The sequence below is a fragment of the Paenibacillus baimaensis genome, assembly GCF_025567575.1.
In genome coordinates this window covers 172,498-199,040 of sequence record NZ_JAOQIO010000089.1, presented here as the reverse complement: position 1 = coordinate 199,040, position 26,543 = coordinate 172,498, and the positions used below count along the sequence as shown (strand labels likewise).

Here is a 26,543-nt window from a genome sequence, read left to right as displayed (position 1 = left end):
TATTCGAGCAGAAGTCAATTTTTTAACCTATTCCACTCTTATTTTGACCTTTTCCAATCGCTTGAATGCTTTATCCTTTGACTCCACCGACCGAAATACCCTCGATAACATGTTTTTGACCGATGATAAAGATGATCAACAGAGGCAAAATGGCAGACACTGCTCCCGCCATAATCAAGGAGTATAGCGCACCGTTCAAAGTCGCAAAAGACTGAATACCGAGTTGGATCGTAAATAATTCTTTTGATTTCAGGAAAATAAGCGGACCTTGATAGTCATTCCACGTCCAGATAAAACGCAGGATTGCATACGTCGCGATCGCCGGTCGAACTAAAGGCGTACAGACTGAGAAGAAAATTCGTATATGTCCTGCCCCATCCATTTTGGCCGATTCAATGTATTCATCATGAATCCCCAGGTAAAATTGCCGAAGCATGAACGTCCCGAGTACGCTGAACGAGCCCAGCAATATCAAACCAAGGTGGCTGTCGAACAGTCCGATCCAGCGAAATATTAAAAACTGAGGAACCAATATCGCTTGGCTCGGAATCAGATAGATCGCCAATATGATCATGAAAAACAAACCACTGCCGCGGAACTTGATCTTCGCAAAGGCGTATGCCGACATACAAGCAAGTGTGACGGACAATAAAGTCGTTCCCACTGTAACCTTGATTGAGTTCCAGTAAAAGAGCGGAAACTGCGTTGTAGTCCACACCGTCGTATAATTCTCAATCAAATTCCAATGCTTCGGAATCCATTCGATCGGAAAAGTAAACACATCGACTTCCGGCTTCATCGATGCGGAAATCATCCATAGAAAGGGAGACATGAATACGAAGCCAAGCGCACACATAATCGCAGTCAAAATCACTTTTTTTATAACATTCCACTTATTCATCAGATTCATCCTTTCCTCAATTAATAATTAACCCATTTGCGTTGGCCATACCACTGTATAAGTGTGATGATCAGAACGAATATCAAGAGCACAATAGCCATGGCGGACGCATAACCCGACTGCAAATTAATGAATGCTGTTTCATATAAACGATACACGACCACGGTTGTAGAATTAGCGGGTCCACCGCCGGTCAGAACGGCTATCACATCGAACACCTTAAATGATCCGATGATGCCCGTGACGAGCAAAAAGAATGTAGTTGGTGACAACAGCGGCACGGTGATGTTGAAAAACTGTTTAATCTTCGAAGCGCCATCAATATCCGCAGCTTCATAAAGATCATTCGGTATGGATTGCAAGCCGGCCATGAATACAATCATGTTATAACCGATATTCACCCATACCATCAGCCCCATCACACAATATAAAGCCACATCGGGATCGGCCATCCATTTAGGTGGGTTGGTTACTCCAAATGACATCAGCATCTGGTTAATCGGTCCGAAGCTTGGGTGGAACAGCACCTGAAACACAATCGCTACAGCGACAATACTTGAGATGTACGGAATGAAATAAACAAGCTTAAATATATCCTTAAAATAAATCTTTTTATCAATGACGACCGCCAACACCAGTGACAGAATCAAGGTGATAGGTACGACAAACAATAAAATCAGGTTGTTTTTGATGGATAGCAGAAATATACTATCGTGCGCAAGCTTAATGAAGTTGTCAAAGCCTAAGAACTTCATTTTGGAAAAGCCGGCGACAAAATTCCAGTTCGTAAAGCTAAGCAGAAATGAAGCTATAATTGGAAAAAGCGTCAATATAAACAGGCCAATTAGCAGCGGACCAATAAATAAATATCCAGCCAAATCCTCACGCCATTGTTCTTTAGAGCTTTTCCGTTTTTTTTGTGCCTTTTGTAGATCGTTTGAGTGCGTTTGTGATTCAGTTGCCATGAAGTTCACCCCAAGTCTTGTTTTTAATCATTCTACCTTCCTGAACCTGTGAATGTAAGAAATAATATTAACCCTTTCAGGTAAAGTTTTGACATTCAGTTTTCTCGCTGGCTCTTTAAATCCTTTATGTAAATCAATTTTTTCCCATCATGACAGTTCCTAACCATACCTTTAATTGGATGCAGTTACTGAATTCTACCTGTTCAGCTACCTTTCACACCTCTTCACATAATAAATATCCCCTTCAAGTCCACTCATTCCTTCATCATAAAAAGAAGGTTTATTTGAGTGTCTACTTAAAGGGGATATGGGATCTTACCAACTAATTTGAAGGGGTCTCACATGACCACACAGAATTTAACCGCAGGTACAATTCAGCACCGGCTTGCGTGCAGCCAAGGTTTCATCAAGACGGCGAACATCTGTCGTGTAAGGAGCATTATGAAGCAGCTCTGGCGTCTCTTCCGCTTCCTTGGCAATTCGGATCATCGTGTCGATAAAGGCATCCAACGTTTCCTTGCTTTCGGTTTCCGTCGGCTCAATCATGATGCACTCCTCAACATTCAGTGGAAAATAAATCGTCGGCGGGTGGTAGCCAAAATCAAGCAGCCTCTTCGCGACATCGAGTGTACGAACGTTGAATTTCTTTAAACCCCGACCCGACAATACAAACTCATGTTTACAAACGCGGTCAAAAGGAGCCTCGTAATAAGGCGCCAAGCGGCGCAGCATATAGTTGGCATTCAGCACGGCACACTCCGATACCCGACGCAAGCCCTCCGGACCGTATGTACGAATATACGTGTAGGCACGAACCAGAATACCGAAGTTGCCGTAAAAGGCTTTGACCCTACCGATCGATTCCGGCTTGTCGTAATCAAAATAATACGTCCCATCCTCTGCTTTAGCCACGAGAGGCTTAGGCAGGAAGGGTATCAGTCGCTGCTTCACGCCAACCGGACCTGCACCCGGACCTCCGCCGCCGTGCGGTGTGCTCATCGTTTTGTGCAAATTCAAATGGACGACATCGAAGCCCATATCACCCGGACGCGTGATACCCATAATCGCATTGGAATTGGCTCCATCATAATAGAGTAACCCCCCTGCCTCATGCACAATCGCCGCAACCTCGACAATCTGTTCCTCGAATAAACCAAGCGTATTCGGATTGGTCAGCATCAGTGCTGCCGTATCCGGCCCTACAGCCTTGCGCAGCGCATCCAGATCAACAAGCCCTTTCGCATTCGACGGGATGGTGATCGTATCAAAGCCTGCGACCGTCGCACTCGCTGGATTCGTGCCATGCGAGGAGTCCGGCACAATAACCTTGGTCCGATGATCGCCGCGGCTCTCATGGTAAGCACGGATCATCATCAGTCCGGTCCACTCACCATGCGCACCTGCTGCGGGCTGGAGCGTTACCTGATCCATGCCTGTAATCGCAGCCAGATCGTTTTGCAGCTGGTATAAGAGCTCCATTGCACCTTGAATAGAGCTTTCCGGCTGATACGGGTGAATCTTGGCGAAGCCGGAAAAACGGGCGACATCCTCGTTAATTTTTGGATTATATTTCATCGTGCAGGAGCCAAGCGGATAAAAACCGTTGTCGATGCCGAAGTTTCTCCGAGATAGCGCCGTATAATGCCGAATCACGTCTACCTCGTATACCTCAGGCAATTCCGCCGGCTTTGCACGGAGCAGGTTCCCAGGGATCAGCTTGTCCGTGTCTGTTCTCGGTACATCACATTCTGGCAAGGAATAGCCGACGCGCCCCGGTTTGCTCATTTCAAATATGAGCTCCTTATCGTGCTTTATTTCCAATGTTTCACTCATAGGGCAGCCTCCAATTGTAGGGCAAATTCGTCGATTTCGGCTTTCGTTCGGCTTTCCGTCACAGCAATCAGCATATGGCCTGCAAGCGCCGCGTCATCTCTGCCTAAGTCATAGCCACCAATAAATCCGGCTTCAAGCAGCTTTTCATTCAATGCTGTAATGGAAATGGAAGATGATTCGGGCAGTTTAATCACAAACTCATTAAAAAATGGCGTCCGTCCAAATGGAACCGATACACCGGATATACGGCTTAATACATCAGCGGCATAATGAGCCTTTTGTATATTCAGATCAGCTACCTCTTGAATTCCCTGCTTACCCAGGGTTGAAATATAGACAGAAGCACACAGCGCGAGCAATGCCTGATTGGAGCATATATTGGAGGTCGCCTTCTCACGGCGAATATGCTGCTCTCGCGTTTGCAAGGTTAGCACAAAGCCGCGTTTTCCGTCCCGATCCACGGTTTGTCCAACAATACGGCCGGGCATCCGGCGCATCCAGGCAGTTGATACTGCAAAGTAACCGCAGGTCGGTCCTCCGAGCGAGGCCGGAATGCCAAAAGGCTGCGCATCGCCAACCACAATGTCCGCACCAAGCGCACCAGGAGATTCCAGCAGCCCCAGAGAAAGCGGATTGGCGCTGACTACGAATAGAGCACCCGCTCCATGTGTCACAGGCTCGATAGCTCGCAAGTCCTCAATACAGCCAAAGAAATTGGGCGATTGGATCAATACAGCTGCTGTATCCGTGGTCACACATGCAGACAGCTCGTCCAGATCAGTAACCCCATCACGTATACCCACCTCAACGATGTCCAAATTCAAGCCTTTGGCCGTCGCCGCCACAATTTGTCTCGCTTCAGGATGAATAGCGCGGGAAACCACAAGCTGCTTGCGTTTGGTTGCTCCCGATGCCAACGCACCTGCCTCCGCCAATGCGGTGGAACCGTCATACATACTCGCATTGGCTACCGACATGCCGGTCAGCTCACAAATATACGATTGAAATTCAAAAATCGCCTGCAGCTCGCCTTGGCTGATTTCCGGCTGATAAGGCGTGTACGCTGTATAAAATTCGGATCTGGAAATCACATGATTAATAACAACCGGAATATGGTGATCGTAAATGCCGGCGCCCAAGAAGCTGGTATAACGGTCAAAATCGGCATTTTTCCCGGCTAATTGCCGCATATGCTTTAAGAGCTCACGCTCATTCAAAGCTTCCGATACTTCAAGACGTCCCCGAAAGCGCACGGAAGCTGGTATATCACTGAACAATTCTTCTACGGTAGTCATGCCAATCGTCTCCAGCATCTCCGTCTGATCCTGCTCGGTCATTGGCAAATAGCGGTGCTTCACTTGATCCACTCCTTATTTATGATCACGTTTATAAAATGGCGCCTTCACAACAATCGCTTTCAGTCGTTTTTCACGAATCTCCACCCACACCTCTGTACCCAATCCACTGTATCCAGCTTCGATTAAGGCCAGACCGAGATTTCTCTTCAATGTCGGTGACTGAGTGCCTGTGGTAACCTCGCCAATGAGACGATCGTCAGCATATACCGGATAATGACTGCGGGGAATGCCGCGGTCGACCATCTCGATACCTACCAGCTTGCGGGGAATGCCGCTTTCCTTTTGACGAATTAACGCTTCCCTACCTATGAAATCCCCCTTATCCAGCTTCACAAAAAATCCGACCGAAGCCTCCAATGGACTCACCAAAGCCGACAGCTCCTGCCCATACAACGGCAGCTTGGCTTCAAATCTCAGTGTATCACGCGCTCCCAATCCCACCGGCTGCAAACCATATGCTTCGCCAGCCTCCATGAGCAGAGTCCAGACCTCTATGGCGTGCTCAGCAGCTACATAAAGCTCAAAGCCATCCTCACCCGTGTACCCAGTTCTAGACACAAGTGCCTTCAACCCGCCGATCTCAACATCGGGCAGGAAAGAAAAAGCTTTTAGCTCATGCACCGGAACCGACGTCACTTTACACAATATCGCTTCGGCCTCAGGTCCCTGTAAGGCAAGCAATGCAGTCTGCTCAGAAATATTGTTCAACTGCACCCCTTCAATCAGATGACTTTGCAGCCATTCCATATCCTTATCTATATTGGAAGCATTGATGACGAGCATGAATCGGTCAGCCTCCAGACGATACACCAGCAGGTCATCCACTACGCCTCCACCCTCATTACACATCAAGCTATACTGAGCCTGGCCGTTAATCAGCTTCGTGACATCGTTGGTGGTCAGCTTTTGCACATAGGCTTCCGCATGCAGTCCCGTAATCATCACCTCGCCCATATGTGATACGTCGAACAAGCCCGCCTGCTGTCGAACAGCGTCGTGTTCCTTTTGGATACCGGTAAACTGCACGGGAAGCTCCCAGCCTCCAAAATCAATAACCCTCGGAGTCCCATACTGTTTGTAAATCGGGAATAGCGGCGTTCGTTTTAAATCTGACATACCCTCACCTCCATTGGATGTAATCATCGTTCCCGTCCTTTATGAAAAGCAAAAAAGACAGCGTGAAAAGCAGAGGCTCATCCTGTTTGAACGACCGTACCTGCTTCTCACTCTGTCCTTTGTACCTGAGAGTTACCCACCACCTAGTCTTCTGACCTGCAAAGAAAGGCTATAGTTTCCCCATCGGTGCCACGGCTTATGATGCCGAAGTCTCTCCAGAGCTGCGTCCTGCAAAAGTCCTTTTGCCTGAGAGATTCACCCTTTCGGGTTTACTCCTTCGGCGCTGCCGTCGATGCGCCAGTCTCTCCTTATGCTCTCATCCGCTTATTCATTTCATACACTCATTATTACCTTACCGCTTATCTCATTGTCAACCTTATTTTGGCAGCATGGCCACTTTTTTAGCAGTTAACTTGACATGACCCACAGCGCTGATTTAGTCTGAAAGCATCCTATTCGCAAGTAGGCGGATATAACAACAATTCGAAAGTGGGGCTGGCCATGTCGGTGGTTAAGGATCAATTGCTATACAGTAAGGAGCATGAATGGGTAGAGGTGATTGGCGAGCATACAATCCGGATTGGCATTACAGATTTTGCACAGTCCCAATTGGGTGATATCGTGTTTGTTGAGCTACCTGAAGTTGGCACCGAAGTGTTAAGCCAAACCGGTCTCGGAAATATCGAGTCCGTCAAAACCGTCTCTGATGTATACGCTCCGATATCGGGTGTCGTAACCCAAGTCAACAACACTTTGCTGGATCAACCGGAAAACGTGAATAGTGATCCTTTTGGCGGAGGTTGGATGGTGGAGCTCGAAATTGATGATCATGCCAAGGAAGCGCTAACCCAGCTGTTAACTGCGGAGCAGTATCGCGAATATACAGCAGAATAAAAAGATTACATAAATAAGCCTATGACCTTAAAGGGTCTTGAATTCTTTGATGAAGAATTCAAGGCTTTTTTTATTTACTAGATCAAATAAATGATTGAATAAATCATAATTATGAATTATAATTTCATTATATCGAAGGGAGCTGTGAAAATGACGACATTAGGACAACATACCTATTCAGAAATTAACGCACAAGCAGAGGCGATTTCAGCCGCATGGGACCAACTGGAGCTTCAGCAGGACTGGATTGAACGTTACTTGAATAACGCTGCTTTTGAAGAGATCATTTTTATCGGATCCGGTTCCTCGTACTATCAGGCACTTACGATGGCCGCTACCTGCAGAACCTGGCTGGGAAGAAGCGCTGTTGCTTACCCATCGTCAGATTTGCTGCTGTTCCGTGAGCAAACGGCTCCAACTCATCGCAATTATCTGGTAATTGGCGTGTCCCGTTCTGGTGAATCGACTGAGGTTGTATTGGCGCTGGAGTCCGTACAATCGCTTGCCAACTGGACGATTGCCGGAATCACCTGCTATGAGGATAGCTCGATGGCCAAACTGGCGGAATGCCTCGTCTCCCCACTCGGGAAAGAAACGAGCACAGTTATGACGAAATCACTCAGCAGCATGACATTTATGATGCAAGCGGCAATCGCCAAAGCTGCAGGCCGCAATGACCTGTTGGAGGAGCTAGCCAAAGTCGTGAAGCAGGATGGAGCTACCGTTCTGGCAGCCAAACCTTTTATCGATACCTTGGTGCGTGAGCAATCTTTCATTAAATATGTATATTTGGGTATGGGAGCACTGTACGGTCTTTCATTGGAGGCTTGTTTGAAAATCAAGGAAATGTCCTATGTATGGACAGAAGCATATGGAACGCTGGAGTTCCGTCATGGTCCCAAATCGATCGTTGAGCCAGGTACGCTCGTCTGCCTCCTGCTGTCAGAACAGGCTCGTGATTATGAATTGAAGGTTGCACGCGAAATGCAGGAGTACGGAGCATTTGTACTGCTGTTAACGGCCAACAAAGGTGAGGATACCTCATTTGCCGATGCTGTGTTCGAAGTAGGCGGCAGCGACATCTCCGATGAAGCCAGAAGTGTACTTTACTTACCTGCCCTGCAATTTTTGGGCTATTACACAGCCTTGAACCGTAATGCCGATCCGGATTCGCCGCGCAATTTGACACAGGTTGTGAAAATTTAACGTTAGCTTTGTTACGCAAAACTCAGCTTATGCTTACGATGTCAGTGTTCCTAAAGGAACACTCTTAGGAGGAATCATTCATGCCGTTAGTTTCATCGACAGCCTTATTGCAAGTTGCCCGCAGCCAAGGATATGGGATTGGCGCATTTAACGTACACACCCTGGAAATGCTGCAAGCCGTGGTAGACGCTGCGGAGGAAACGAATTCCCCGCTCATTTTGCAATCGACAGTAGGAACAGTCAAGCATCTGGGAGCTGACTATTTGGTCGCAGCTGCGACCACTGCCGCCAATCGTTCGGGTGTTCCCATCGCGCTTCATCTGGACCATTGCACCGATTTTGATATGATCATTCACTGCATCCGCGCAGGCTACACCTCGGTCATGATTGATGCGTCCATGTTTGCTTTTGAGGAAAATGTGGCTCAAACCAAACGGATCGTGGACATCGCCCGCGCTGCTGGTGTGAATGTGGAAGCCGAGCTTGGGAAGGTTGGGGGCGTTGAGGACGACATCGTAGTCGCTGAACACGAAGCGCTATTAGCCGACCCAGAGGAATGTGCCCGCTTTATTGAGCTTACCGGTGTTCCCACATTGGCTCCTGCCATCGGAACCGCGCACGGTATATACAAGGGCGACCCGAATATCGATTTTGAGCGAATCCGTCAGGTGGCTGATCGCGTAGCGGTTCCACTCGTGCTGCATGGTGGCTCAGGTATTCCCGAAGAGCAGGTCAAACGCTGTATCTCGCTGGGCATGTCCAAAATGAATATCGCCACCGAAATACGCATCGTCTTCTCCGATGCCATTAAGCAGGTATTCGCGCATAATCCAGATGAAAACGATCCACGTAAATATATGGTGCCTGCCAAAAAAGCCGTAAAAGAAGCGGCAATGGAAAAAATGCGGATGCTTGGCAGCATCGGTAAAGCGTCCGGTATCCGCTAAGGAGGCACTCATGATTACTACTGTAACCCTGAACGCAGCCATCGATAAAACCTACTATATACCCAACTTTCCACTCGGACAGGTATCCCGGGTACGGCAGATGTACGCCGAGCCGGGTGGCAAAGGGATCAATGTAGCCCGTGTTATTCAGCAGTTAGGCTATCCGGTTCTAGCCAGTGGTATCATTGGTGGTCATAATGGCCGGTTCATTGAACAAAAATTGGATGCGCAAGGAATCAAGCATGATTTTGTACAGATCGAGGAAGAATCACGGCTATGCCTGAACATGATTGATGAATCGAACGGCTCTTCAACTGAGGTTCTGGAGCAAGGCCCCTGGATTTCGGCTGAAACCTGGCAGCTTTTCCAGGCCAAGCTGGCTGGTCTCGCTGCACAGTCGCGTATCGTATGCTTCTCGGGAAGCTTACCGCAGGGCGTACCCACCGATGGCTACGCACAGCTGATCCGTATTGTGAAGCAAGCCGGAGCGCTTGCTTTTCTCGATACGAGTGGTACTGCGCTGCTGCAAGGGGTAGGTGCGCAGCCTGATTTTGTGAAGCCTAATGAAGACGAGGTCACTACGGTGCTTGGGGCTTTTAATGAGGGCAATGCCGAGGATCAACCAGATATTGACCGAGCCGAGGGCTTGCTTCGCTTGCAGCAACAGGGCATCCCGCGTGTGACCGTTTCTCTGGGAGCAGCGGGTTCGATCAGTGCTTATGAAGGAGCATTATATCGGGTGCAGGGTCCTCCTATTCAGGTGGTCAATACCGTTGGCTGCGGAGATTCCTTTGTCGCTGGTATGGCAATGGCTACTGCTCAAAACCTCACGTTTCCCACCTGCTTGCAGTACGCTTCTGCCGTTGCTTCAGCGAATGCATTGACGGAACGTGCAGGTTATGTGCATCTTCATGATGTAGAACGTTTACAAACAGAAATTACCGTAGAGCTTGTATAGCGAATCGACTATACAAGCTTTTTCCTGCTTTTTTATTTCCTCGGCCTGGATACCGACGAGCGAATAACAAGCTCTGGTGGCAGCACCATTCGCTGATTCATCGTATGACCGCCATTAATATGGCGAAGAATCATATTGACGACCTGAGCCCCCATGTCCTGAATCGGCTGGGCTATCGTCGTGAGCGGCGGGTCCACGATCGTGGCCAGAATCGTATTATCGAACCCTACGACCGATAAATCGTCAGGGATGGACAGCTTCATTTCGCGTGCAGCCTGAATCGTGCCGATAGCCAGCAAATCATTACAGGCAAACACGGCCGTACAAGCTTTTAATCCCTGCAGCAGCTCACCTGCAGCTATTTTGCCGCTTTTCACACTAAAATCACTAATGCGCACCAACTCAGGATTAAATGGAATACCCGCTTCCTCCAACGCATGCCGATAGCCGCGAATCCGCTCCTTGCTGCTCATTACTTCGGTATCCTCGGCAATTACGGCAATCTGCTTATGACCATTTTGGATCAAATAAGAGGTTGCCAAATAACCACCCTGAAAGTCATCGACCAGCACGATATCCACAGCGACAGCCGGCATATCCCGCGCGATGAGTGCAACGGGGAGCTTTTGCCGAACCAATTCTTTTAATAAAGCGTCATTGCGAACCCCTGTTGCGATAATGATGCCATCGACGCTTTTTTGCTTTAACAATGAAATGTAACGTTCTTCTTTATCCAGACTGTTATCCGTACTGCAAATGACTACGTTAAAGCCCATTTCCTGGGCACGATCCTCTATACTTCTCGCAATCTCCGCAAAAAAAGGATTCGCCAAATCCGGCAGCAGCAGTCCCAGCGTATAGGTCTGCTTACCGGTCAAAGCCGATGCAACGACGCTTGGCTGATAATTCAGCTCATCCATAATTTTAATGACTTTATTACGGGTCTTTTCGCTTATGCGTCCACCACGGTTAATGACCTTGGACACGGTTGCTATAGAGACACCCGCTTCCTTGGCAATATCGTAGATAGTAACCTTCATGCCATACCCAACTTTCCACAAACAAATTAAAGCAGACGATTAAGCGCTTTACCTAAATATAAGAGAATTAATGCAATTTTGCAATGCACCTTGACGTTTTCGTGAATATATAAGAAAACCTCTATCGAGGCCTTTCAAAGATGAGCGACCGCGGTTCAGAGGTAGGTTTTCTTGAAACATAAGAATCCTTCAGCTCCGCTGAAAACTTATAAATTCTTGTGTTATAAGAAAAGCTTCTGATCGAAGCCTATTCGATGAAGAGACATTCGTGTTTTAGAGGATGCTTTTCTTGAAATATCAGAATGTTCAACTTCGTTGAAAACTTATAAATTCCGATATTATAAAAAAGGCACCCAACGGGTACCTGAGTCCTTACCTATGTCTTGAGCCAATTACCTGAAATCCCGCAATCGATTGCAATAAGACTCCAGTTACAGAAGTTCACGACCGCTGTAAACGATAGCTTGGTCAGGCGGCGCCTTCTGAATTTATGATACTGGTGCTTTACGGCGCACCATCAATACGTATACGATCACAGCGCCTACGGATGTGCAGGCAATAACGAGGCCCATCGGCAAAGCGGATTGGCTTCCACCCAGACCAACAAGCGGAGCTACAACGCCACCCAGCAAGAGTGAAAGTACACCAAGCAGCGCCGATGCCGTGCCTGCAGACTTGCTTTGATTTTGCATCGCTAATGAGAATCCGGTTGAAGATACGATACCGACACTCGACACGACCATAAATAAAGCTGGCAGAATCGCATACAAGCCCGCACCTGTTACGATCATGAGGAGCAGCAGTACACCACCGCAAGATGAAATACCGAGACCTGTGATCAGCAGCTTCGTTTCTCCTAATCGGCCAACCAGCCTGCCCGTGATTTGACCGGCAATAATGATGCCAAGACCGTTAATCCCAAAAAATACGGCAAACATTTGCGGTGATACATGAAAAATCTCCTGAAGCACAAACGGTGAGCCCGATATATAAGCAAACATGGCTGCAAAAACTAACCCTTGCGCAATCGCGTACCCCATGAACACACGGTCTACAAGCAGGCCGCGAAAGGTCGACAAGGTGTTGCCAATGCCGCCCTTGGAACGCAATTGATTCGGCAGCGTTTCACGCAAACCGAAGAACACTGCTGCAAGCATCACCATACCCAATACACATAATACGATAAATACGCCATGCCAGGAGGTTACCCTCATGAGTTGTCCTCCAGCGATCGGAGCAAGGATTGGTGCCACTCCATTCACCAGCATCAAAAGTGTAAAAAACTTCGTCAGCTCCGTACCAGAATACAGGTCTCGTACAATCGCACGGGAGATGACAATTCCGGCAGAGCCAGCCAGTCCCTGGACAAAACGAAGTATGATCAGGCTTTCGACCGAAGGGCTGAATGCACATAACAACGAAGTAACGGCATACAGAGCAAGACCAACCAGAAGCGGCATCCGACGGCCGCGAACATCACTGATCGGCCCGGCAAACAATTGGCCAAGTGCAGATCCGAGCAGAAAAAAAGTAAGACTTAGCTGAACAAGTGACGCGCTGGTGCTGTATTCCCCGGCTATTGCAGGCAGCGCTGGCAAATACATATCAATGGACAGAGGGGCAAAGGCTGCCAAAGAACCAAGCACAAGCACCATCCACAGCTTATTCCCCCGAGTGACCGGCTGGGGCGCAGCCTTCGTACTATTAATTGAACTATTCATGCTAATTCGTTAACCACCTTTATAAGAATAACAATTGAACGATGTCTGCCACCGAAGATGCCTTCGTTCAGCTCTACTGAACACATGTACATTCCAATGCTATAAAGTATCGATCAAAAATCGTATTGCCTCAGACAAATCGAGCTTTTTTTCCTGGCAATAGCTGTTTAATTTCGCATAAGCTGCATCATCCAGACGTACATGGATCGAATGATTGAGCTTTTCGCAGCTCGACTTTTTCGGTCTTCCTCTTCCAATTCTTCGTTGACCCTGTTCATCCTTCCAGACCAGAAGCGTTATATAACCCTGCTGCTTGATGCAGGTATCGCCATCATTTTCTGCCCAGACTACAGCGGCATTCTGCTCATGCTTATTCACGTACTCCGCAAGCGCATCACCTTCCAGACCTTTCTTGTGGCCCTTTTGCATAAACTTGTGCTGTATAAATGCCAGGTACTGCTGCCATGATTCGAAAGTGAGCTCCTTCATAGCTCCTCCTTTATTTATTGTTCTACAAAAAATGATATCATGTTTTTGCGAATTTGCAATGATTTTTCACTTAGATGAAATGCAGAACAAGCCAACTGTCGTGACAGTTGGCTTCATTGTATGACACCGGTTTTCCTTTCATTCCTGTTAAGAGAATGAATAACTATAACATGTATGATAAAGCTCGATCATTTCTTCAACCGTAGGGACACGAGGGTTGTTACCAGGGCTTCCACTAGCCAGAGCATCCACGGCCATTTTGGAAACCGCTTCTCGAAATTTCAGCTTGTCAATACCCCAGCTTTCCAAATTCGTTATTTGCAGGTCCTTACATAACCTTTTCACTTCTTGAATAGCTACATCCACCATTTCCTGATCGGAAAGCTGAGATAAATCGGGGCGGAATAAACGTCCGACAACAGCTAATCTCTCTATAGCACGATCTTTACTGAATTCCAATATCGCGGGAAGCAGCATGGCGTTCGAGATACCGTGTGGAACATGAAATATAGCTCCAATGGGTCGGGACATCCCATGAACCAATGTAACGGACGCGTTAGAGAAAGCAGCCCCCGCCTGCATCGAAGCAAGTGCCATTTGTTCTCTGGCTTCCAGGTCTGAGCCATCCGTGTAGGCTTTACGTAAGTTTTGGGAAATCAGTGCTATCGCAGACAGGGCTAATTGATCTGTCATTGGCTGCGCTTTGCGGGAGATGTAGGCTTCTATTGCATGACAGAGCGCATCTATTCCCGTGGCGGCTGTAACGCTCTGCGGCGTTGATACAGTAAGCATAGGATCGACAATGGCTACGCTTGGAAGAAAGGCAGCGTGCTTGACCATCATTTTCACATCGTTGAGTGTGTTGATGATGACCGTCACATTAGTCATTTCTGACCCCGTTCCTGCTGTCGTTGGAATGGCAATCAACGGAATAGGCGGTGCCGATAGCACAGCTTTACCACCCACATAATCTCCAAGCTGTCCACCATTTGTGGCCAATACGGAGACGGCTTTGGCAGCATCTATACAGCTCCCACCACCAACCGCAATAATGACATCGCATTGGTGCTCCAGACAAACAGCAAGTGCTTCGGATACATGAAAATCGGTCGGTTCCGAATTAACATCCAAATAGCAAACAGGCACAATGCCGACTTCCTCCAAATGCTGCTGGCATTGTTGAACGGTCCCGATTTTCACCATGATGCGATCACTGATTAACAAAGCCGTTCTACCCAGCCTTGTAGTCTGGAGTCCAAGCTGGGTCAAAGCATGATGACCATAGATGACCTGCTGCGGTAGCTGGAACGTAGAAAAAGTGTTCATGACTGGCACCTCTTTTCGATTATCATAGTGAATGCCCTACTTGCGACTTAGCATTTACATCCATTTCGACAAGCCTTCAAACCGAACCTCCCATGTGCCATCGGTCGGAAAGCCTGGTGCATGTATATCTGGTCCGTTATCCCATCCGCAGGCCATCATGGCAACTGCAGTCAATAACCCGCCATTGCCAGGCAAATAAGCCATCAGAGACGCATTCTGATAATTATGGCCATTAGGCAGGTATGTATTTTTCACTTCGTCCCGTAATAAAATGTCTATCGCTAAACGTCCATCCTCCAGGCGCCCTGCTGTCATCGCAGCCATCGGGAAATCCCAGCCCCAGGAGGTCTGCCAATTCCACTCCTGCATCACCTTGAGCAGGGTCGCTTTCATGATCGAACGATCCGCCTTTTTGCCTGGCAATATGCCAAATGCACCGAGCATCGAAGGGTGATCGGTATTATCCGTCAGGAAAGTATCAGGACGATTTTCGTGGGCTATATATACACCGTTATGAACAGGAAGCACGGATAACAATTCAATAATCCGGTTCCATTCCGGTGATGGTTCCATACCGAGGCGTGCACGCCACACCTGAGCGATCTCCAGTCCTTGCATCCAATATTCCAGCTCAAAGGTCGGATTCCATGTTTCCTCCGCAGCAAAATTTTCCTGTGCCGGAATCAGCGGCGGGCCGAGCACATATCGCCCACCCTGCTCATCCCAGTGTGCATAGGAAGCCATAAATTCCGCTGATTCCAGGACGATGTCAGCAAATTCATTCAGTGTATCCAGTGTAGGCTCCGTTCGATAACAGAGCTCTGCATACACAATGGGATGCGGCTGCTGCCAGATGAGTAAATTCCCGATTGGGGAAGGGCTTTGCCGTCCATCCGGTCCAACCATTTTGGGCCATCTCGCTCCTGGATATCCTTGATCACGAGCAAGCTTTTGTGCTACCGGCAGTATATCCCGGTACCATCCGAGACTTTTTTTAAGCAAATGCGTACGGCCCCACAACGCAAAATGCACCGCATGCCACCAATGCATTTCCAAGTGAAATTTGCCATACCAGGAATTATATAATAATCCGGTTTCCTGAGGAGGAAGGGATCCCGCGCAATGAATCGCCGTAACGAATTGAGACAGTACGATACGTCTTTCCAGCTCAAGCGCACCCGCATCCGTGCTGCCGGCAAGCTCTACAGCTCCGCCACTCAGCCAGAAATGCTCCCAATGCTCCATACTGGCAGTCCGAATCTCATCAAAAGTAAGCGCTGTCAGATTACCTGCATGAGGCATAAATCCGACCACAATAGAGAACGAATGGCCATTTTTCCCGGGAATAATCCGATACTGATGAGGCCCTTCCTGCTCCAGGTCGCCCTCATTCCAATGGCAGATTACCTTATAGCGATCCTCGTCCAATGTCCGTTCAAATATGCCGCTGCTGGCCGATACCTCCATCCACTCTGTGCGATGCGTTTCATGCTGCCATTCCAAGTCAAGCGCGCTGCGCCATTCCTTCGCAGTCATGGTTGACGAAGGGAATTGGATGGACAGCTGCAGCAAGCCTGCCTCTATTAACGGGGATTCGATATGGATCCCAAGCTGATCGGAGTCAGGATGACAGCAGGTGATCACTTTGACAGAGGCTCCTGATACCGTAAATTGACTTGTCAGGATGCCCTCCCACAGGTTGAGCTGCTGCTCGGTTTGCTCCAGCTGTTCAATTCCGACTCGTTGGCCATCCGGTGTCATGAGCACAAGCCCGATCTGCCCCAGTTGCAGACGATGCGGATTTTGCCTCAGCCAGTGGAAAATATCCGGCTTATCTCCCGGTGCAAATGGATACTCCACTTGACGTCCTTGAGTCTCAAAGGACTGCATGGGCGCATCCTCCAATGTATACCGGCTGCCTCCTGTTTGATGCCAGCCCCACTGCGATTGCGTACCTAGCGGCATTTGATACGATTCCGGAAAGCTTTGCAAGCCTGTCAGATCGGCAGTAAAAGCAAACTCGCCATTTCCGACGGTAAGGGGTGATACGGGATTCAGTTCTCTGATGATAGGATGATGACGGCTTACCAAAGCTTTTCTATCAATGGATTGCATAAGGTCCTCCTTCTAAATAAGGGAAAATGGAACAATGGTTTTCCTTTCCAGTATAAGCCTACCAACGGATAAAGACAAAAAAGGAGCACCAATTGGCCTCCTTTTCGCGATTTATTAGTCGACCAGGCATGGACGCTTGTTATTGAACTTCCAGCCGGGCTTCAGATACTGCATGGCGGTTGCATCATCGCGAGCTCCAAGTGCCTTTTCCAGGTAGAGCCGATGAGCGCCTTCGAGCTGCTCCATATCGATGTCAATGCCAAGCCCTGGCTTCGTCGGAACCGTGATCCTGCCTTCGTTAATTCGCAAAGGCTCCTTGGTCAGTCGTTGACCGTCCTGCCAAATCCAATGCGTATCGATCGCTGTAATTTGTCCAGGTGCAGCTGCAGCAACATGCGTAAACATCGCCAGCGAGATATCAAAATGATTATTCGAGTGCGAGCCCCAAGTCAATCCCCATTCGTGGCACATTTGGGCTACACGGATCGAGCCCTGCATCGTCCAGAAGTGCGGATCAGCCAATGGAATATCGACCGAGCCTAATTGAATCGCATGACCCATCTCCCGCCAATCGCAGGCAATCATGTTCGTTGCTGTCAGCAGTCCGGTAGACCGTCTGAACTCCGCCATGATTTCGCGGCCGGAATACCCTTGTTCCGCACCACATGGATCCTCGGCATAGGCCAGCACATGCTGTTGGCCGCGGCACAGCCGGATGGCTTCCTCTAGCGACCACGCGCCATTCGGATCAAGCGTAATTCTCGCCTGTGGGAAACGCTCAGCCAGCGCCGTAACGGCTTCCAGCTCCTCGGAGCCACGCAGCACACCACCTTTTAGCTTAAAATCGTTGAAGCCGTAACGTTGATGCGCTGCCTCAGCCAGCCGTACAATGGACGCTGTCGTAAGCGCTTCCTCATGACGCAGACGCAGCCAATCGTCCTCAGCCTCCAGATCACTCAGGTATGGCAAATCCGTCTTGCTGCGATCCCCAATGTAGAACAGATAACCGAGCATTTCCACGGACTCACGCTGCTGGCCCTCTCCCAGTAGGGCAGCAACAGGTACACCAAGGTATTGGCCCAGCAGATCGAGTAATGCAGCCTCAAGAGCTGTAACCGCATGAATCGTAATCCGCGAGTCAAAGGTTTGCAAGCCCCGCCCGCCCGCATCCCTATCAGCAAAGCTTCTGCGTACCTTGCCGAGAATTTGGTTATACGTCCCTATCGATTGACCGATGACGAGCGCTTTTGCATCCTCCAGCGTTTGTCGGATCCGTTCGCCTCCAGGCACCTCGCCAATCCCGGTTCGCCCTGCATTATCCTTAAGAATAACCACATTTCTTGTAAAATAAGGACTATGCGCACCGCTCAGATTGAGCAGCATGCTGTCATGGCCTGCAACAGGAATAACCCGCATTTCCGTAATCATCGGTGTTCCCTGAGCGCTGTCCTGTGTCAGTTGAGCATTCATAGTGTCACTCCACTCCTATTCAAGTTTGGAAGAACGGTGAGCCCGCGAGCTAGGATTTGATAAAAACTGTTTTAATCGATGTATAAAACTCTATCGCTGCGCGTCCCTGCTCACGAGAATGAGAGCTCGATTGCTTCATCCCGCCGAACGGTGCCTGCAGCTCAACTCCAGCGCTTTCCGCATTAATGCGCACAAGCCCTGCTTCCATCTCGTTGATAAAGGACAGCATGTGATCAATCCGCGTTGTAAATATCGAGGCACTAAGTCCATACTCCACATCATTGGCAAGCGCTAATGCTTCTTCTACGGAATCCACCTTCATCAGTGCAAGCACAGGTCCAAAAATTTCCTCCTGGGCAATCGTCATCTCCGTCGTTACATCTGAGAAAACCGTCGGTTGAACAAAATACCCCTGGTCATAACCTTCTCCCTGCAGGCGATTTCCTCCAGCGACCAGCTTCCCGCCTTCTGATTTGGCCTTCTCTATGTAAGAAAGCACTTTATTCAGTTGATTCTCGTTCGCACAAGGTCCCATCCAGATGCCGTCCTTCATGCCGTCCCCTACAGTGATTTGCTGTACCTTTTGCAGCAGCTTGTCCTGAAAGGCCTCATACACCTCGCTCTGAACAATAACCCGGCTCGTTGCTGTACATTTCTGTCCTGTGGAGCGCAGGCCCCCGCTGATGGTGGCTTCCACGGCAAGATCCAGATTGGCATCGGCTGTGACGATCACCGGATTTTTACCGCCCATTTCCAGCTGGTACTTGGCGCCGCGAGCCAGGGCCCACTGACCGATCCGTTTGCCAACTGCTCCTGAACCGGTAAACGTAATACCATGGACATCAGGATGCTCAACCAAGCCTTGACCGATGACGGGACCCGAGCCGTTGATCAAATTCACAACTCCGACTGGAAAACCGGCTGCTGCAAAGCACTCTATCACCTTGGCGCCTGTAATTCCCGTTTCTGCCGCAGGTTTGATGACTACGGTATTGCCGTAGATCAAGGCCGGAGCCATTTTCCAGATCGGAATCGCAACCGGAAAATTCCACGGCGTGATCACACCTACTACGCCGAGCGGGACCCGCGTGGTCAGCATCAGCGCCTCACTGTCTGTCGAAGGGATCACATCTCCGATTGAACGCATGCCTTCTCCCGCATAATAGCGTAGTATGGCAACACCCCGCATGGTTTCACCCTTGGCCTCTGGAAACGTTTTGCCCATTTCCCTGGTCATCGTTTCGGCAATTTCATCTACTCTGCTTTCCAGAATAGCGGCTGCCTTGAACAAGTAATCACCACGTGCGCTGCCTGACAGCTTTTTCCACGCTCGGGATGCCTGCTTGGCACTCGACACCGCCAGGTTCAAATCGTCCAGAGAGGACATAGCGATCGTCCCCAGCTTGTCGTTGGTGTTGGCTGGATTGCTGCGAACCTCTACTTCACCTGTGGATGCCGGTGTCCATTGTCCATTGATATAGTTTAAATAAGTCGGAATTTCAGTCGGGCTGCTCATGGTCGGTCTCCTTGTCTTATCAAAATATGATGCTGTATAGGATGTGATTTCGTTTATGATTTTGCTGCCTTTGGAAACTTCTCGAAAGCAACCTGGATAATTTGGGCCAGCTTGTCGTAATGATCTTTTTCCACCTGAATGATCGGTGCACGAACAGTAGTGCCAACCGGATGACCGACGATTTCCATGCCCGCTTTAATTAAGGCAACGGCATAACCTTTTCTTTGCTTGCGAATTTTGTTAATCGGCAGGATTACATGCTCATACAGTTCATGGAGCAGGTCGTCATTGTGGCTTAGCAAGGCATCGAAAAACAACGCCGAAATATGCGGAATATAATTGGAGATCGCAGAAGAATACGTTCTGAAGCCCAGATTTACATAAGCAGGCATTGTGACCTCAGCCATCGGCATCCCATTTAGCCACTCCAGGCGTTTACCAATGGTTTGTGTCATCTCAATATTCAAATCCATGTTGCCCAAGCCGTCCTTCAACCCGACAAGCTGAGGGGATTCCAGCAACCGTTGAAGCGTTTCCAAAGAACATACACAGTTATCCCGCTGATATACGATCGCATTCAAGTCCGTACTTTGGATAATTGCATTCAAATATTGGTAAAGCCCCTCCTGCTCCGGCTCTATCAAATACGGTGGCAAAATCAGATACCCGTCAACCCCAAGCTCAGCCGACAGCTCCGTTAATTCCAAAGCATGGCTTATATTACCGCCAACTCCGGTATAGACAGGCACCTTGCCTTTGGCAGTAGCAACAGCCACTTCAACCATCGACTTGTAATCACGGTGAGACAGCGCATGAAACTCACCTGATCCGCATGCTATGAATATGGAAGACAAGCCCTCCTTGATCAAAAATTGAATATTCGCCTCCAAAGCCTTCTCGTCCAGCTTGCCGTGTTGATCCATCGGTGCTACGGGAAATCCTAAAATTCCTGTTGGTGATTGTCTGACCTGATTCATGTTCATTTCTCCACCCTTCATAATTTCATTCATTAATACGGTTTCCGTTTCATAGATGCCATTCGCATCGGCTTATCCCAGACTCTTCAACACTTTTGATCGGACATGGTTGAGATGGTGATACATGGCTGAATGCGCTGCAAGTGGATTATGCTGCTGAAGCGCCTCAAATATCGCTTGGTGCTCCTGCATGGTCGCCCTATGATCACGATCCACCGTAGGAATTTGCTTCTCAATTTCATCAAACATATTCAACAGCGGGTCGATACTGCCTTCAAGAATCGGATTGTTGGCGCTATAGGCAATCGTTCGGTGAAATTCCTTGTCCAGTCCCACATAGCCTTGTTTGCTCAGAGCTGTAGCACGCAGAATCTCAGCCAATTGCTCCAGCTGGCTAGCAGTAATTTTCTCCGCAGCCATCGTGACCAAGCCCAACTCCAAGGACATTCTTGCTTCCATTACGGCAGGAATATCCCCCGCTGACAAAGCCAGCATAATCGAAAACGGCTTACTGCCAATCTTATTCGAAAAAAAAGTGCCTTCGCGTGTCTTCCTCTGGATCATCCCCATCGTCTCCAATGAGCTTAACGCTTCGCGGAGAACCGGTCTGCTGACAAACAGCTTATCCGTAAGCTCGGCCTCCGTCGGCAGCTTATCTCCAGGATGAAGCTGTCCACTCGTCAGCAGCTCGATAATCTGATCAACCACCTGCTTGGACATCGTTTCCCGTTTGATCGATTTCATCGTTACTTCCTTTGGACCGGTTCCCATCCCTATCCCCCCTTTTCATGATGCATGTAAGATTCATTAGTCATATTGTAAGACAAATTAAATTGCGCGTCAATTATAAAGTTATTACACAGAGCAGCCCGTATCAACAACCTGCTGTTCCGCATGAAAGTCAGCCCTATTATTCTATGAAATGTGTTACATTATAGAAAAGCTCTGCACTTCAATTACACAATCCTTATTGCATGGAGTTGAATCAATGATTACTATCATCCGTAGAGCACTGCACAGTCTACAGTTCCGCAGCCTGTTTATTAAACTCTTGCTTTCCTTGACAATACTGCTGCTGCTTATCATCTTTCTTGTTACTTCTTTTTTGCAATACCGGTTTCAGATTTCTATCGCTGAGAATGAAATCGATAAATCCAGCTTCCAACGATTAGAAGAAACAAAGCTATTTATGGATGCTTTATTGCGAAATATTAATTCGATGACGCTGCAGTTAGCCAATACTACTGAGCTTTCCAATAAGCTCGAAGCCGAGGACCTTACTATCCTTTCACCAGCCATTAAGAAATTCGGCAATAATTTTCGCGAAAGCTTTATCTCTTCCTATTCGGTAAATTCCGCTTTTATTTATATCAAGGGAGAGGGAATCGTACAAGTCCCGATCACAGGCGGGCAAGCCGTTCGGAAGTTTGATTTTGCACAAATTACACAAGAGATCAACCATATGGGCAAAGATGAAAAATGGATCGTGCAGACCTTACCTGATAACCATACACTGATTATTCTGATACGTCCGATCCCCCTGTTGGGTACCGACATTAACGGAGCTATCATAGTCAGCTTTGACCCTGCCGAGTTATTTAAAAGCCCCTTCGTCCAGAGAGATCAAGAACGAATCTGGATCATTCTCCCGGATGGACAACACGCGTTTGAAACAAAAAACGGTACGATCGTGCCATCTGATGTTTTTGGTCCAGCTCGCGCGAAAGCGCTATCAAACATTACTTCGTTTCAAGGAAGACTTGAAGATTTCGTATATGGCTTCAGGGTTAACCCTTCCTCGTTGTCCCATTGGAAATATGTTTATGCGATGCCTTTTCATACAGAATCCAGTAAGGTTTATAATCTGGTTGTCATCTCAGTCCTGCTTACAACTCTCGGTCTGATGTACTATGTATTTAGAAAGGTCAGGCAAATCCAAAGCTATATAGCCACTTTAACGATTATGGTTGGCCGTAATAAGAGCAATCGCCAAGAAAAGCAGCAGGACGAGTTTTTATATTTGATTTCCGAATTCAATACGATTATGGAGCAGGACACGATTTTACAGCAGCGGCTGGAGCAAAGCGAGATGATGCTGCGACAAAACTTTTTACAGCAAATGCTGATCGAACCTACAGTTTTCACTGAGGATCGACTGATGAAGCTGCAAGAGCTTGGAATCGAAGTGAGCGGCCACGGGATTTTCGTAATGGTTGTAAGGATTGACGACTATCTTGGATTCAAGGACAAATATAAGCCATCTGATCAAAGTCTGTTAGGATATTTCATCGGCAAGCTGGCTGAGGAGCAGCTTCACGGTAAATTTAATGTGCTATTTACGCTTTTCAAAGGTCGGGATGTGGTGATTTTATGTAATTTAACGTCCGAAACCCCAATCTCGCTAGCCCGTTCCAATGTATTGCATGTTGTGAATACGATTTGTCAATATATCCATAGCTACCTGGAGCTGACCATAAGCGCTGGTATTGGCGATATCCATAGTGATCTGGGCTACATCTCTGAATCTTATAACCAGGCACTTCAGGCGTTGGAATTTCGGATATTTAAGGGACATAAAGCTTTGATTCCTATCTGGCATGTTCAAAGTAATCAACCCTACATTATGCTCATGTATAACGAACGCAAGGAAATAGAAACCTCACTTTCTGCTGCCATTAAGGAAGCTGATTTGAATAAGGTGAAATGGTGCCTGGATCAATTGAAGAAGATGATCAAAAAGTTGGATGGCTGCCCTATGACCCTCATCCGCCATACCTTTCAGGAGCTTGTTATGGTGATGGTACATTATTCAGCGGATTCAAATATACCCACACCTGAGGTTCCGCAGGACCTTCATGACTCCTTAATGAAGCTGGAGACGTTGGATGAAATCATCGAATGGATGGAACAAACAGCGAACCGGATTATTTCTAGTGCATCGCATAGTCCAACGATCAGAAATCGCACTCCTGTTGAGCAAATTCTTGAATATATTCAAACTAATCATGATAAAGAAATCTCCTTAAACGGCATAGCCGAACAACTGGGACTTGATCCCTCCTATCTGAGTCGATTATTCAAACAGGCTGTTGGGTTAAATTTCATGGAGTATTTGCTGTCCATGCGGGTCAAGCACGCCAAGATGCTCCTGGTAACCACAGATCACAGTGTAACCGAAATTAGCCAAATGGTAGGTTATCATAACACAGCCAGCTTTATCCGCATTTTCAAAAAGCATGAAGGGGTTCCTCCTGGTCAATATCGCACAGAAAATACGAATAAAAAGCTGGATATCCAAGAAATATATTAAAAAAGCTCAGACATAAATCGCATATCATATCAGATTTGTACAATTGTTTACCTGTAAAGTCCATTATTGACTTCATAACCTTAGGCTAGTATAGATTAGGCGAATGGGGTCAGAAATGGACTATTTTATTCGTGTCGTGCTTTTACTATATTGAATTTGTGAACAAGGAATTACCATATGAAGGGGGAGAAGCATCTTGAAGCGTTTAGCAGCAATGGTAACAAGTCTGCTTGTCGTGATCGCACTATTATTATCAGCATGTTCGGGGGCAGTTGAACAATCAGGAACGGATAAGCCAGGAGGAGAAGAGAAAGCCGTAACTTTGAAATACTGGTACCCTGCCAGTGATGAATTGGTTATAGCAGAGGTCAAGTCCATTATCGCGAAATTCGAAGCAGCGAATCCCAAGATTAAAATCGAATTGACGACGATTCCTTTCAAAGATTATTTTCAAAAGCTTTCTGTCGCTTATTCGGGTGGAATCGCTCCTGACGTGCACGGACTTGGCTTCGGGCAGCTGATCTCTACAGTGGAGCAGGACAAATATATGGACCTGAATAAATTTATTAAAGCGGAGCAATGGGCAGGCTCGGAGGATATGTTCCCAAGCATCCTGAAAGCAGGAGAATGGAAAGGCGGACAATACGGTATATTGATGCCGGAAATTCGCCCGTTAGTTTGGCGTAAGGATTTCTTCACAGAGTCAGGTCTAGACCCTAACAAACCGCCGGCTACAATTGACGAAATTTTTGAGTTTGCCGAGAAAGCCAAGGTGATGAAAGATGGCAAAACAACACGTGCCGGCATCGACCTACAAACCAGCAACGGGGAACAATCCTATTTATCTCTTATGCTTTTACTTGGCCAGGATATTTATGATGACAAGAACAATCCAACATTCGATTCACCGGAATCCATTGCTCTTGTCGAAAAGATGGTGGCTCTTTATAAATCAGGAGCTATTATTCCAGCCAATCAACAAGCACTGGGCGGTACTCCGTTCCAGAATAGTCAAGCCGCTCTGGCATTTGCAAGCTCACCTTCCTTATCAACGCTTCAAAAAGCTGTAGGCGCTGATAAAATTGGCTGGGCGCTTCCACCCAAAGGCCCGACCGGCAAGCAAACGGCGTTAATGCTGGGAACGTTTTTGACCATGTCCAAGAGCAGCAAGCATCCCGAGGAAAGCTGGAAGTTTATTAAATTCTGGTTTGACAAGAAGAATATATATGACTTCACTCTTAAAACCGGTTTTGTTCCGCCGCTTAAATCATTGAAGGATGAATACGTGAAGGTAAGTCCGGAAAATGAAATTATTTTCAAAGTAATGAATGACACGAAGGGTTATGCCCCTTCCGCGGATTGGGCGATTCACACCAAATATTTGCGGATTGCGCTTGAGGAAAGTTTTAACGGCATTAGACCCGTGGCAGAGGCGTTAAAGGATAATGCCAAAAAAGCCAGAGACGAGATCAAAAACAAGTAAAAGAGCGGTCGCCCGACGGAAAGGAGTTATACATGCAGACACGGTCCAGTCGCTATTTACCCTATTTGTTTATTTTCCCAAATGTGTTCATTTATTTTATATTCGTTCTGATTCCAGTCATCTGGGTGCTGTATCTAAGCTTTACGAATTATACGCTTATGAATCCCGGAGAATGGATTGGACTTAAGAATTACAGTCGTATAATACAAGATTCCATATTTTTACGTGCTATACGCAACACGCTCTTTTTCTGGATCTGCACGGTCATCCCGACTATGGCGCTTGGCATGTTTATCGCTCAATTTTTGAATTTAAAAATCAGGTTCATCGCGGCTTTCAGAGCTTCCATTTACTTGCCTGGGGTAATTTCCTCCGTAGCCGTCGCCATGACTTGGTTGTGGCTTCTTGATCCAATGAAAGGACCTGTCAATGTTTTTCTGACGAGCATCGGTATGACAGGTGAAAATTGGCTTCAAGATCCGAAGACGGCTTTAGGCTCGATCATTATTATCGGTATATGGACAGGCATCGGTTATGCGATGATTATTTATTTGGCAGGACTTCAGGGGATACCCGAACATTTATATGAAGCCGCCAAAATGGATGGTGCGAACACCGTGCAGCAGTTTATAGCAATTACACTACCTTTGCTTCGTCCTATTACCTTTTTTCTATTCATTACCTCAACGATTCGGTCCTTTCAAATATTTGATCTTGTCTATATCCTGACAAGCGGAGGACCAGCGAATTCTACAACAACGCTCGTTAATGAGATTGTAAAAATGAGCTTTTCGGAATATCGCATGGGGTATGCGTCCACGATGGCAATGGTTTTACTCATCATTACCTTGATTGTTACGTTGATTAACTACACATTTGGTTCCAGAGATAACGATATTGACTAAAAAGGGGACAGCT

General features: G+C 47.6%; 21 protein-coding genes and 2 riboswitches. Of the genes, 7 read left to right on the top strand and 14 right to left on the bottom strand.

Going from position 1 to position 26,543, the window contains the following annotated elements:
• Positions 1–70 precede the first annotated feature (70 nt).
• From OB236_RS23420 to gcvT, 5 genes are all read right to left on the bottom strand, one after another.
• The gene (locus OB236_RS23420; protein ID WP_262686143.1) at positions 71–901 is read right to left on the bottom strand and encodes a carbohydrate ABC transporter permease; all 831 of its coding nucleotides are present in this window, start codon (positions 899–901) and stop codon (positions 71–73) included.
• A gap of 20 nt (positions 902–921) precedes the next feature.
• On the bottom strand, positions 922–1,866 hold the full coding sequence (locus OB236_RS23415; protein ID WP_076235153.1) for a carbohydrate ABC transporter permease: 945 nt from the start codon (positions 1,864–1,866) through the stop codon (positions 922–924).
• Positions 1,867–2,223: 357 nt separating this feature from the next.
• Positions 2,224–3,699: an aminomethyl-transferring glycine dehydrogenase subunit GcvPB gene (gcvPB, locus tag OB236_RS23410; RefSeq protein ID WP_317259371.1), complete on the bottom strand. Its 1,476-nt coding sequence runs from the start codon at positions 3,697–3,699 to the stop codon at positions 2,224–2,226.
• Complete coding sequence (gcvPA, locus tag OB236_RS23405) at positions 3,696–5,057, bottom strand: aminomethyl-transferring glycine dehydrogenase subunit GcvPA (RefSeq protein WP_262686142.1); 1,362 nt, start codon at positions 5,055–5,057, stop codon at positions 3,696–3,698. Before gcvPA ends, gcvPB begins: the two co-directional genes overlap by 4 nt.
• Before the next feature lie 12 nt (positions 5,058–5,069).
• A complete protein-coding gene (gene gcvT, locus OB236_RS23400) occupies positions 5,070–6,173 on the bottom strand; it encodes a glycine cleavage system aminomethyltransferase GcvT (protein WP_262686141.1) in 1,104 nt (367 codons plus the stop codon).
• A gap of 110 nt (positions 6,174–6,283) precedes the next feature.
• A riboswitch (glycine riboswitch) is annotated at positions 6,284–6,394 on the bottom strand.
• A gap of 3 nt (positions 6,395–6,397) precedes the next feature.
• A riboswitch (glycine riboswitch) is annotated at positions 6,398–6,493 on the bottom strand.
• A gap of 181 nt (positions 6,494–6,674) precedes the next feature.
• On the opposite strand from gcvT, the gene gcvH reads away from it, so the two are divergent.
• From gcvH to OB236_RS23380, 4 genes are all read left to right on the top strand, one after another.
• Positions 6,675–7,067: a glycine cleavage system protein GcvH gene (gene gcvH / locus OB236_RS23395; RefSeq protein ID WP_262686140.1), complete on the top strand. Its 393-nt coding sequence runs from the start codon at positions 6,675–6,677 to the stop codon at positions 7,065–7,067.
• 150 nt (positions 7,068–7,217) lie between these two features.
• Entirely contained in the window at positions 7,218–8,273 is a 1,056-nt protein-coding gene (locus OB236_RS23390; protein WP_262686139.1) for an SIS domain-containing protein, read from the top strand.
• A gap of 80 nt (positions 8,274–8,353) precedes the next feature.
• Positions 8,354–9,220, top strand: a complete 867-nt coding sequence (gene fba, locus OB236_RS23385) for a class II fructose-1,6-bisphosphate aldolase (protein WP_262686138.1) — start codon at positions 8,354–8,356, stop codon at positions 9,218–9,220.
• 10 nt (positions 9,221–9,230) lie between these two features.
• On the top strand, positions 9,231–10,178 hold the full coding sequence (locus OB236_RS23380) for a 1-phosphofructokinase family hexose kinase (RefSeq protein ID WP_262686137.1): 948 nt from the start codon (positions 9,231–9,233) through the stop codon (positions 10,176–10,178).
• A gap of 32 nt (positions 10,179–10,210) precedes the next feature.
• Here OB236_RS23380 and OB236_RS23375 read toward each other — a convergent pair whose 3' ends face one another.
• From OB236_RS23375 to OB236_RS23335, 9 genes are all read right to left on the bottom strand, one after another.
• Positions 10,211–11,218, bottom strand: a complete 1,008-nt coding sequence (locus OB236_RS23375) for a LacI family DNA-binding transcriptional regulator (RefSeq protein WP_262686136.1) — start codon at positions 11,216–11,218, stop codon at positions 10,211–10,213.
• A 488-nt stretch (positions 11,219–11,706) separates the two neighbouring features.
• Positions 11,707–12,939, bottom strand: a complete 1,233-nt coding sequence (locus tag OB236_RS23370) for a Bcr/CflA family multidrug efflux MFS transporter (RefSeq protein ID WP_262686135.1) — start codon at positions 12,937–12,939, stop codon at positions 11,707–11,709.
• A 99-nt stretch (positions 12,940–13,038) separates the two neighbouring features.
• A complete protein-coding gene (locus OB236_RS23365) occupies positions 13,039–13,428 on the bottom strand; it encodes a hypothetical protein (protein WP_076235123.1) in 390 nt (129 codons plus the stop codon).
• 147 nt (positions 13,429–13,575) lie between these two features.
• Entirely contained in the window at positions 13,576–14,754 is a 1,179-nt protein-coding gene (locus tag OB236_RS23360; RefSeq protein WP_262686134.1) for an iron-containing alcohol dehydrogenase, read from the bottom strand.
• Positions 14,755–14,808: 54 nt separating this feature from the next.
• Positions 14,809–16,869: a glycoside hydrolase family 65 gene (locus OB236_RS23355; RefSeq protein ID WP_262686133.1), complete on the bottom strand. Its 2,061-nt coding sequence runs from the start codon at positions 16,867–16,869 to the stop codon at positions 14,809–14,811.
• 114 nt (positions 16,870–16,983) lie between these two features.
• The gene (gene gudD / locus OB236_RS23350) at positions 16,984–18,339 is read right to left on the bottom strand and encodes a glucarate dehydratase (RefSeq protein ID WP_262686132.1); all 1,356 of its coding nucleotides are present in this window, start codon (positions 18,337–18,339) and stop codon (positions 16,984–16,986) included.
• Positions 18,340–18,388: 49 nt separating this feature from the next.
• Positions 18,389–19,855: an alpha-ketoglutaric semialdehyde dehydrogenase GucD gene (gucD, locus tag OB236_RS23345; RefSeq protein ID WP_262686131.1), complete on the bottom strand. Its 1,467-nt coding sequence runs from the start codon at positions 19,853–19,855 to the stop codon at positions 18,389–18,391.
• Between the two features lie 53 nt (positions 19,856–19,908).
• Complete coding sequence (kdgD, locus tag OB236_RS23340; RefSeq protein ID WP_076235190.1) at positions 19,909–20,832, bottom strand: 5-dehydro-4-deoxyglucarate dehydratase; 924 nt, start codon at positions 20,830–20,832, stop codon at positions 19,909–19,911.
• 72 nt (positions 20,833–20,904) lie between these two features.
• Entirely contained in the window at positions 20,905–21,603 is a 699-nt protein-coding gene (locus OB236_RS23335) for a FadR/GntR family transcriptional regulator (RefSeq protein WP_262686130.1), read from the bottom strand.
• Positions 21,604–21,820: 217 nt separating this feature from the next.
• On the opposite strand from OB236_RS23335, the gene OB236_RS23330 reads away from it, so the two are divergent.
• The 3 genes from OB236_RS23330 (at position 21,821) to OB236_RS23320 (ending at position 26,530) form a co-directional block, all read left to right on the top strand.
• A complete protein-coding gene (locus OB236_RS23330) occupies positions 21,821–24,142 on the top strand; it encodes a helix-turn-helix domain-containing protein (RefSeq protein WP_262686129.1) in 2,322 nt (773 codons plus the stop codon).
• A gap of 196 nt (positions 24,143–24,338) precedes the next feature.
• A complete protein-coding gene (locus OB236_RS23325) occupies positions 24,339–25,625 on the top strand; it encodes an extracellular solute-binding protein (RefSeq protein ID WP_262686128.1) in 1,287 nt (428 codons plus the stop codon).
• Positions 25,626–25,657: 32 nt separating this feature from the next.
• A complete protein-coding gene (locus OB236_RS23320) occupies positions 25,658–26,530 on the top strand; it encodes a carbohydrate ABC transporter permease (protein WP_262686127.1) in 873 nt (290 codons plus the stop codon).
• Positions 26,531–26,543 lie beyond the last annotated feature (13 nt).

Excerpts from the sequence above, each read along its gene's own strand:
- OB236_RS23420 (WP_262686143.1), bottom strand. The coding sequence starts at position 901 with ATGAATAAGTGGAATGTTATAAAAAAAGTGATTTTGACTGCGATTATG.
- OB236_RS23415 (WP_076235153.1), bottom strand. The coding sequence starts at position 1,866 with ATGGCAACTGAATCACAAACGCACTCAAACGATCTACAAAAGGCACAA.
- gcvPB (WP_317259371.1), bottom strand. The coding sequence starts at position 3,699 with ATGAGTGAAACATTGGAAATAAAGCACGATAAGGAGCTCATATTTGAA.
- gcvT (WP_262686141.1), bottom strand. The coding sequence starts at position 6,173 with ATGTCAGATTTAAAACGAACGCCGCTATTCCCGATTTACAAACAGTAT.
- gcvH (WP_262686140.1), top strand. The coding sequence starts at position 6,675 with ATGTCGGTGGTTAAGGATCAATTGCTATACAGTAAGGAGCATGAATGG.
- OB236_RS23390 (WP_262686139.1), top strand. The coding sequence starts at position 7,218 with ATGACGACATTAGGACAACATACCTATTCAGAAATTAACGCACAAGCA.
- fba (WP_262686138.1), top strand. The coding sequence starts at position 8,354 with ATGCCGTTAGTTTCATCGACAGCCTTATTGCAAGTTGCCCGCAGCCAA.
- OB236_RS23380 (WP_262686137.1), top strand. The coding sequence starts at position 9,231 with ATGATTACTACTGTAACCCTGAACGCAGCCATCGATAAAACCTACTAT.
- OB236_RS23375 (WP_262686136.1), bottom strand. The coding sequence starts at position 11,218 with ATGAAGGTTACTATCTACGATATTGCCAAGGAAGCGGGTGTCTCTATA.
- OB236_RS23370 (WP_262686135.1), bottom strand. The coding sequence starts at position 12,939 with ATGAATAGTTCAATTAATAGTACGAAGGCTGCGCCCCAGCCGGTCACT.
- OB236_RS23365 (WP_076235123.1), bottom strand. The coding sequence starts at position 13,428 with ATGAAGGAGCTCACTTTCGAATCATGGCAGCAGTACCTGGCATTTATA.
- OB236_RS23360 (WP_262686134.1), bottom strand. The coding sequence starts at position 14,754 with ATGAACACTTTTTCTACGTTCCAGCTACCGCAGCAGGTCATCTATGGT.
- OB236_RS23355 (WP_262686133.1), bottom strand. The coding sequence starts at position 16,869 with ATGCAATCCATTGATAGAAAAGCTTTGGTAAGCCGTCATCATCCTATC.
- gudD (WP_262686132.1), bottom strand. The coding sequence starts at position 18,339 with ATGAATGCTCAACTGACACAGGACAGCGCTCAGGGAACACCGATGATT.
- gucD (WP_262686131.1), bottom strand. The coding sequence starts at position 19,855 with ATGAGCAGCCCGACTGAAATTCCGACTTATTTAAACTATATCAATGGA.
- kdgD (WP_076235190.1), bottom strand. The coding sequence starts at position 20,832 with ATGAATCAGGTCAGACAATCACCAACAGGAATTTTAGGATTTCCCGTA.
- OB236_RS23335 (WP_262686130.1), bottom strand. The coding sequence starts at position 21,603 with ATGGGAACCGGTCCAAAGGAAGTAACGATGAAATCGATCAAACGGGAA.
- OB236_RS23330 (WP_262686129.1), top strand. The coding sequence starts at position 21,821 with ATGATTACTATCATCCGTAGAGCACTGCACAGTCTACAGTTCCGCAGC.
- OB236_RS23320 (WP_262686127.1), top strand. The coding sequence starts at position 25,658 with ATGCAGACACGGTCCAGTCGCTATTTACCCTATTTGTTTATTTTCCCA.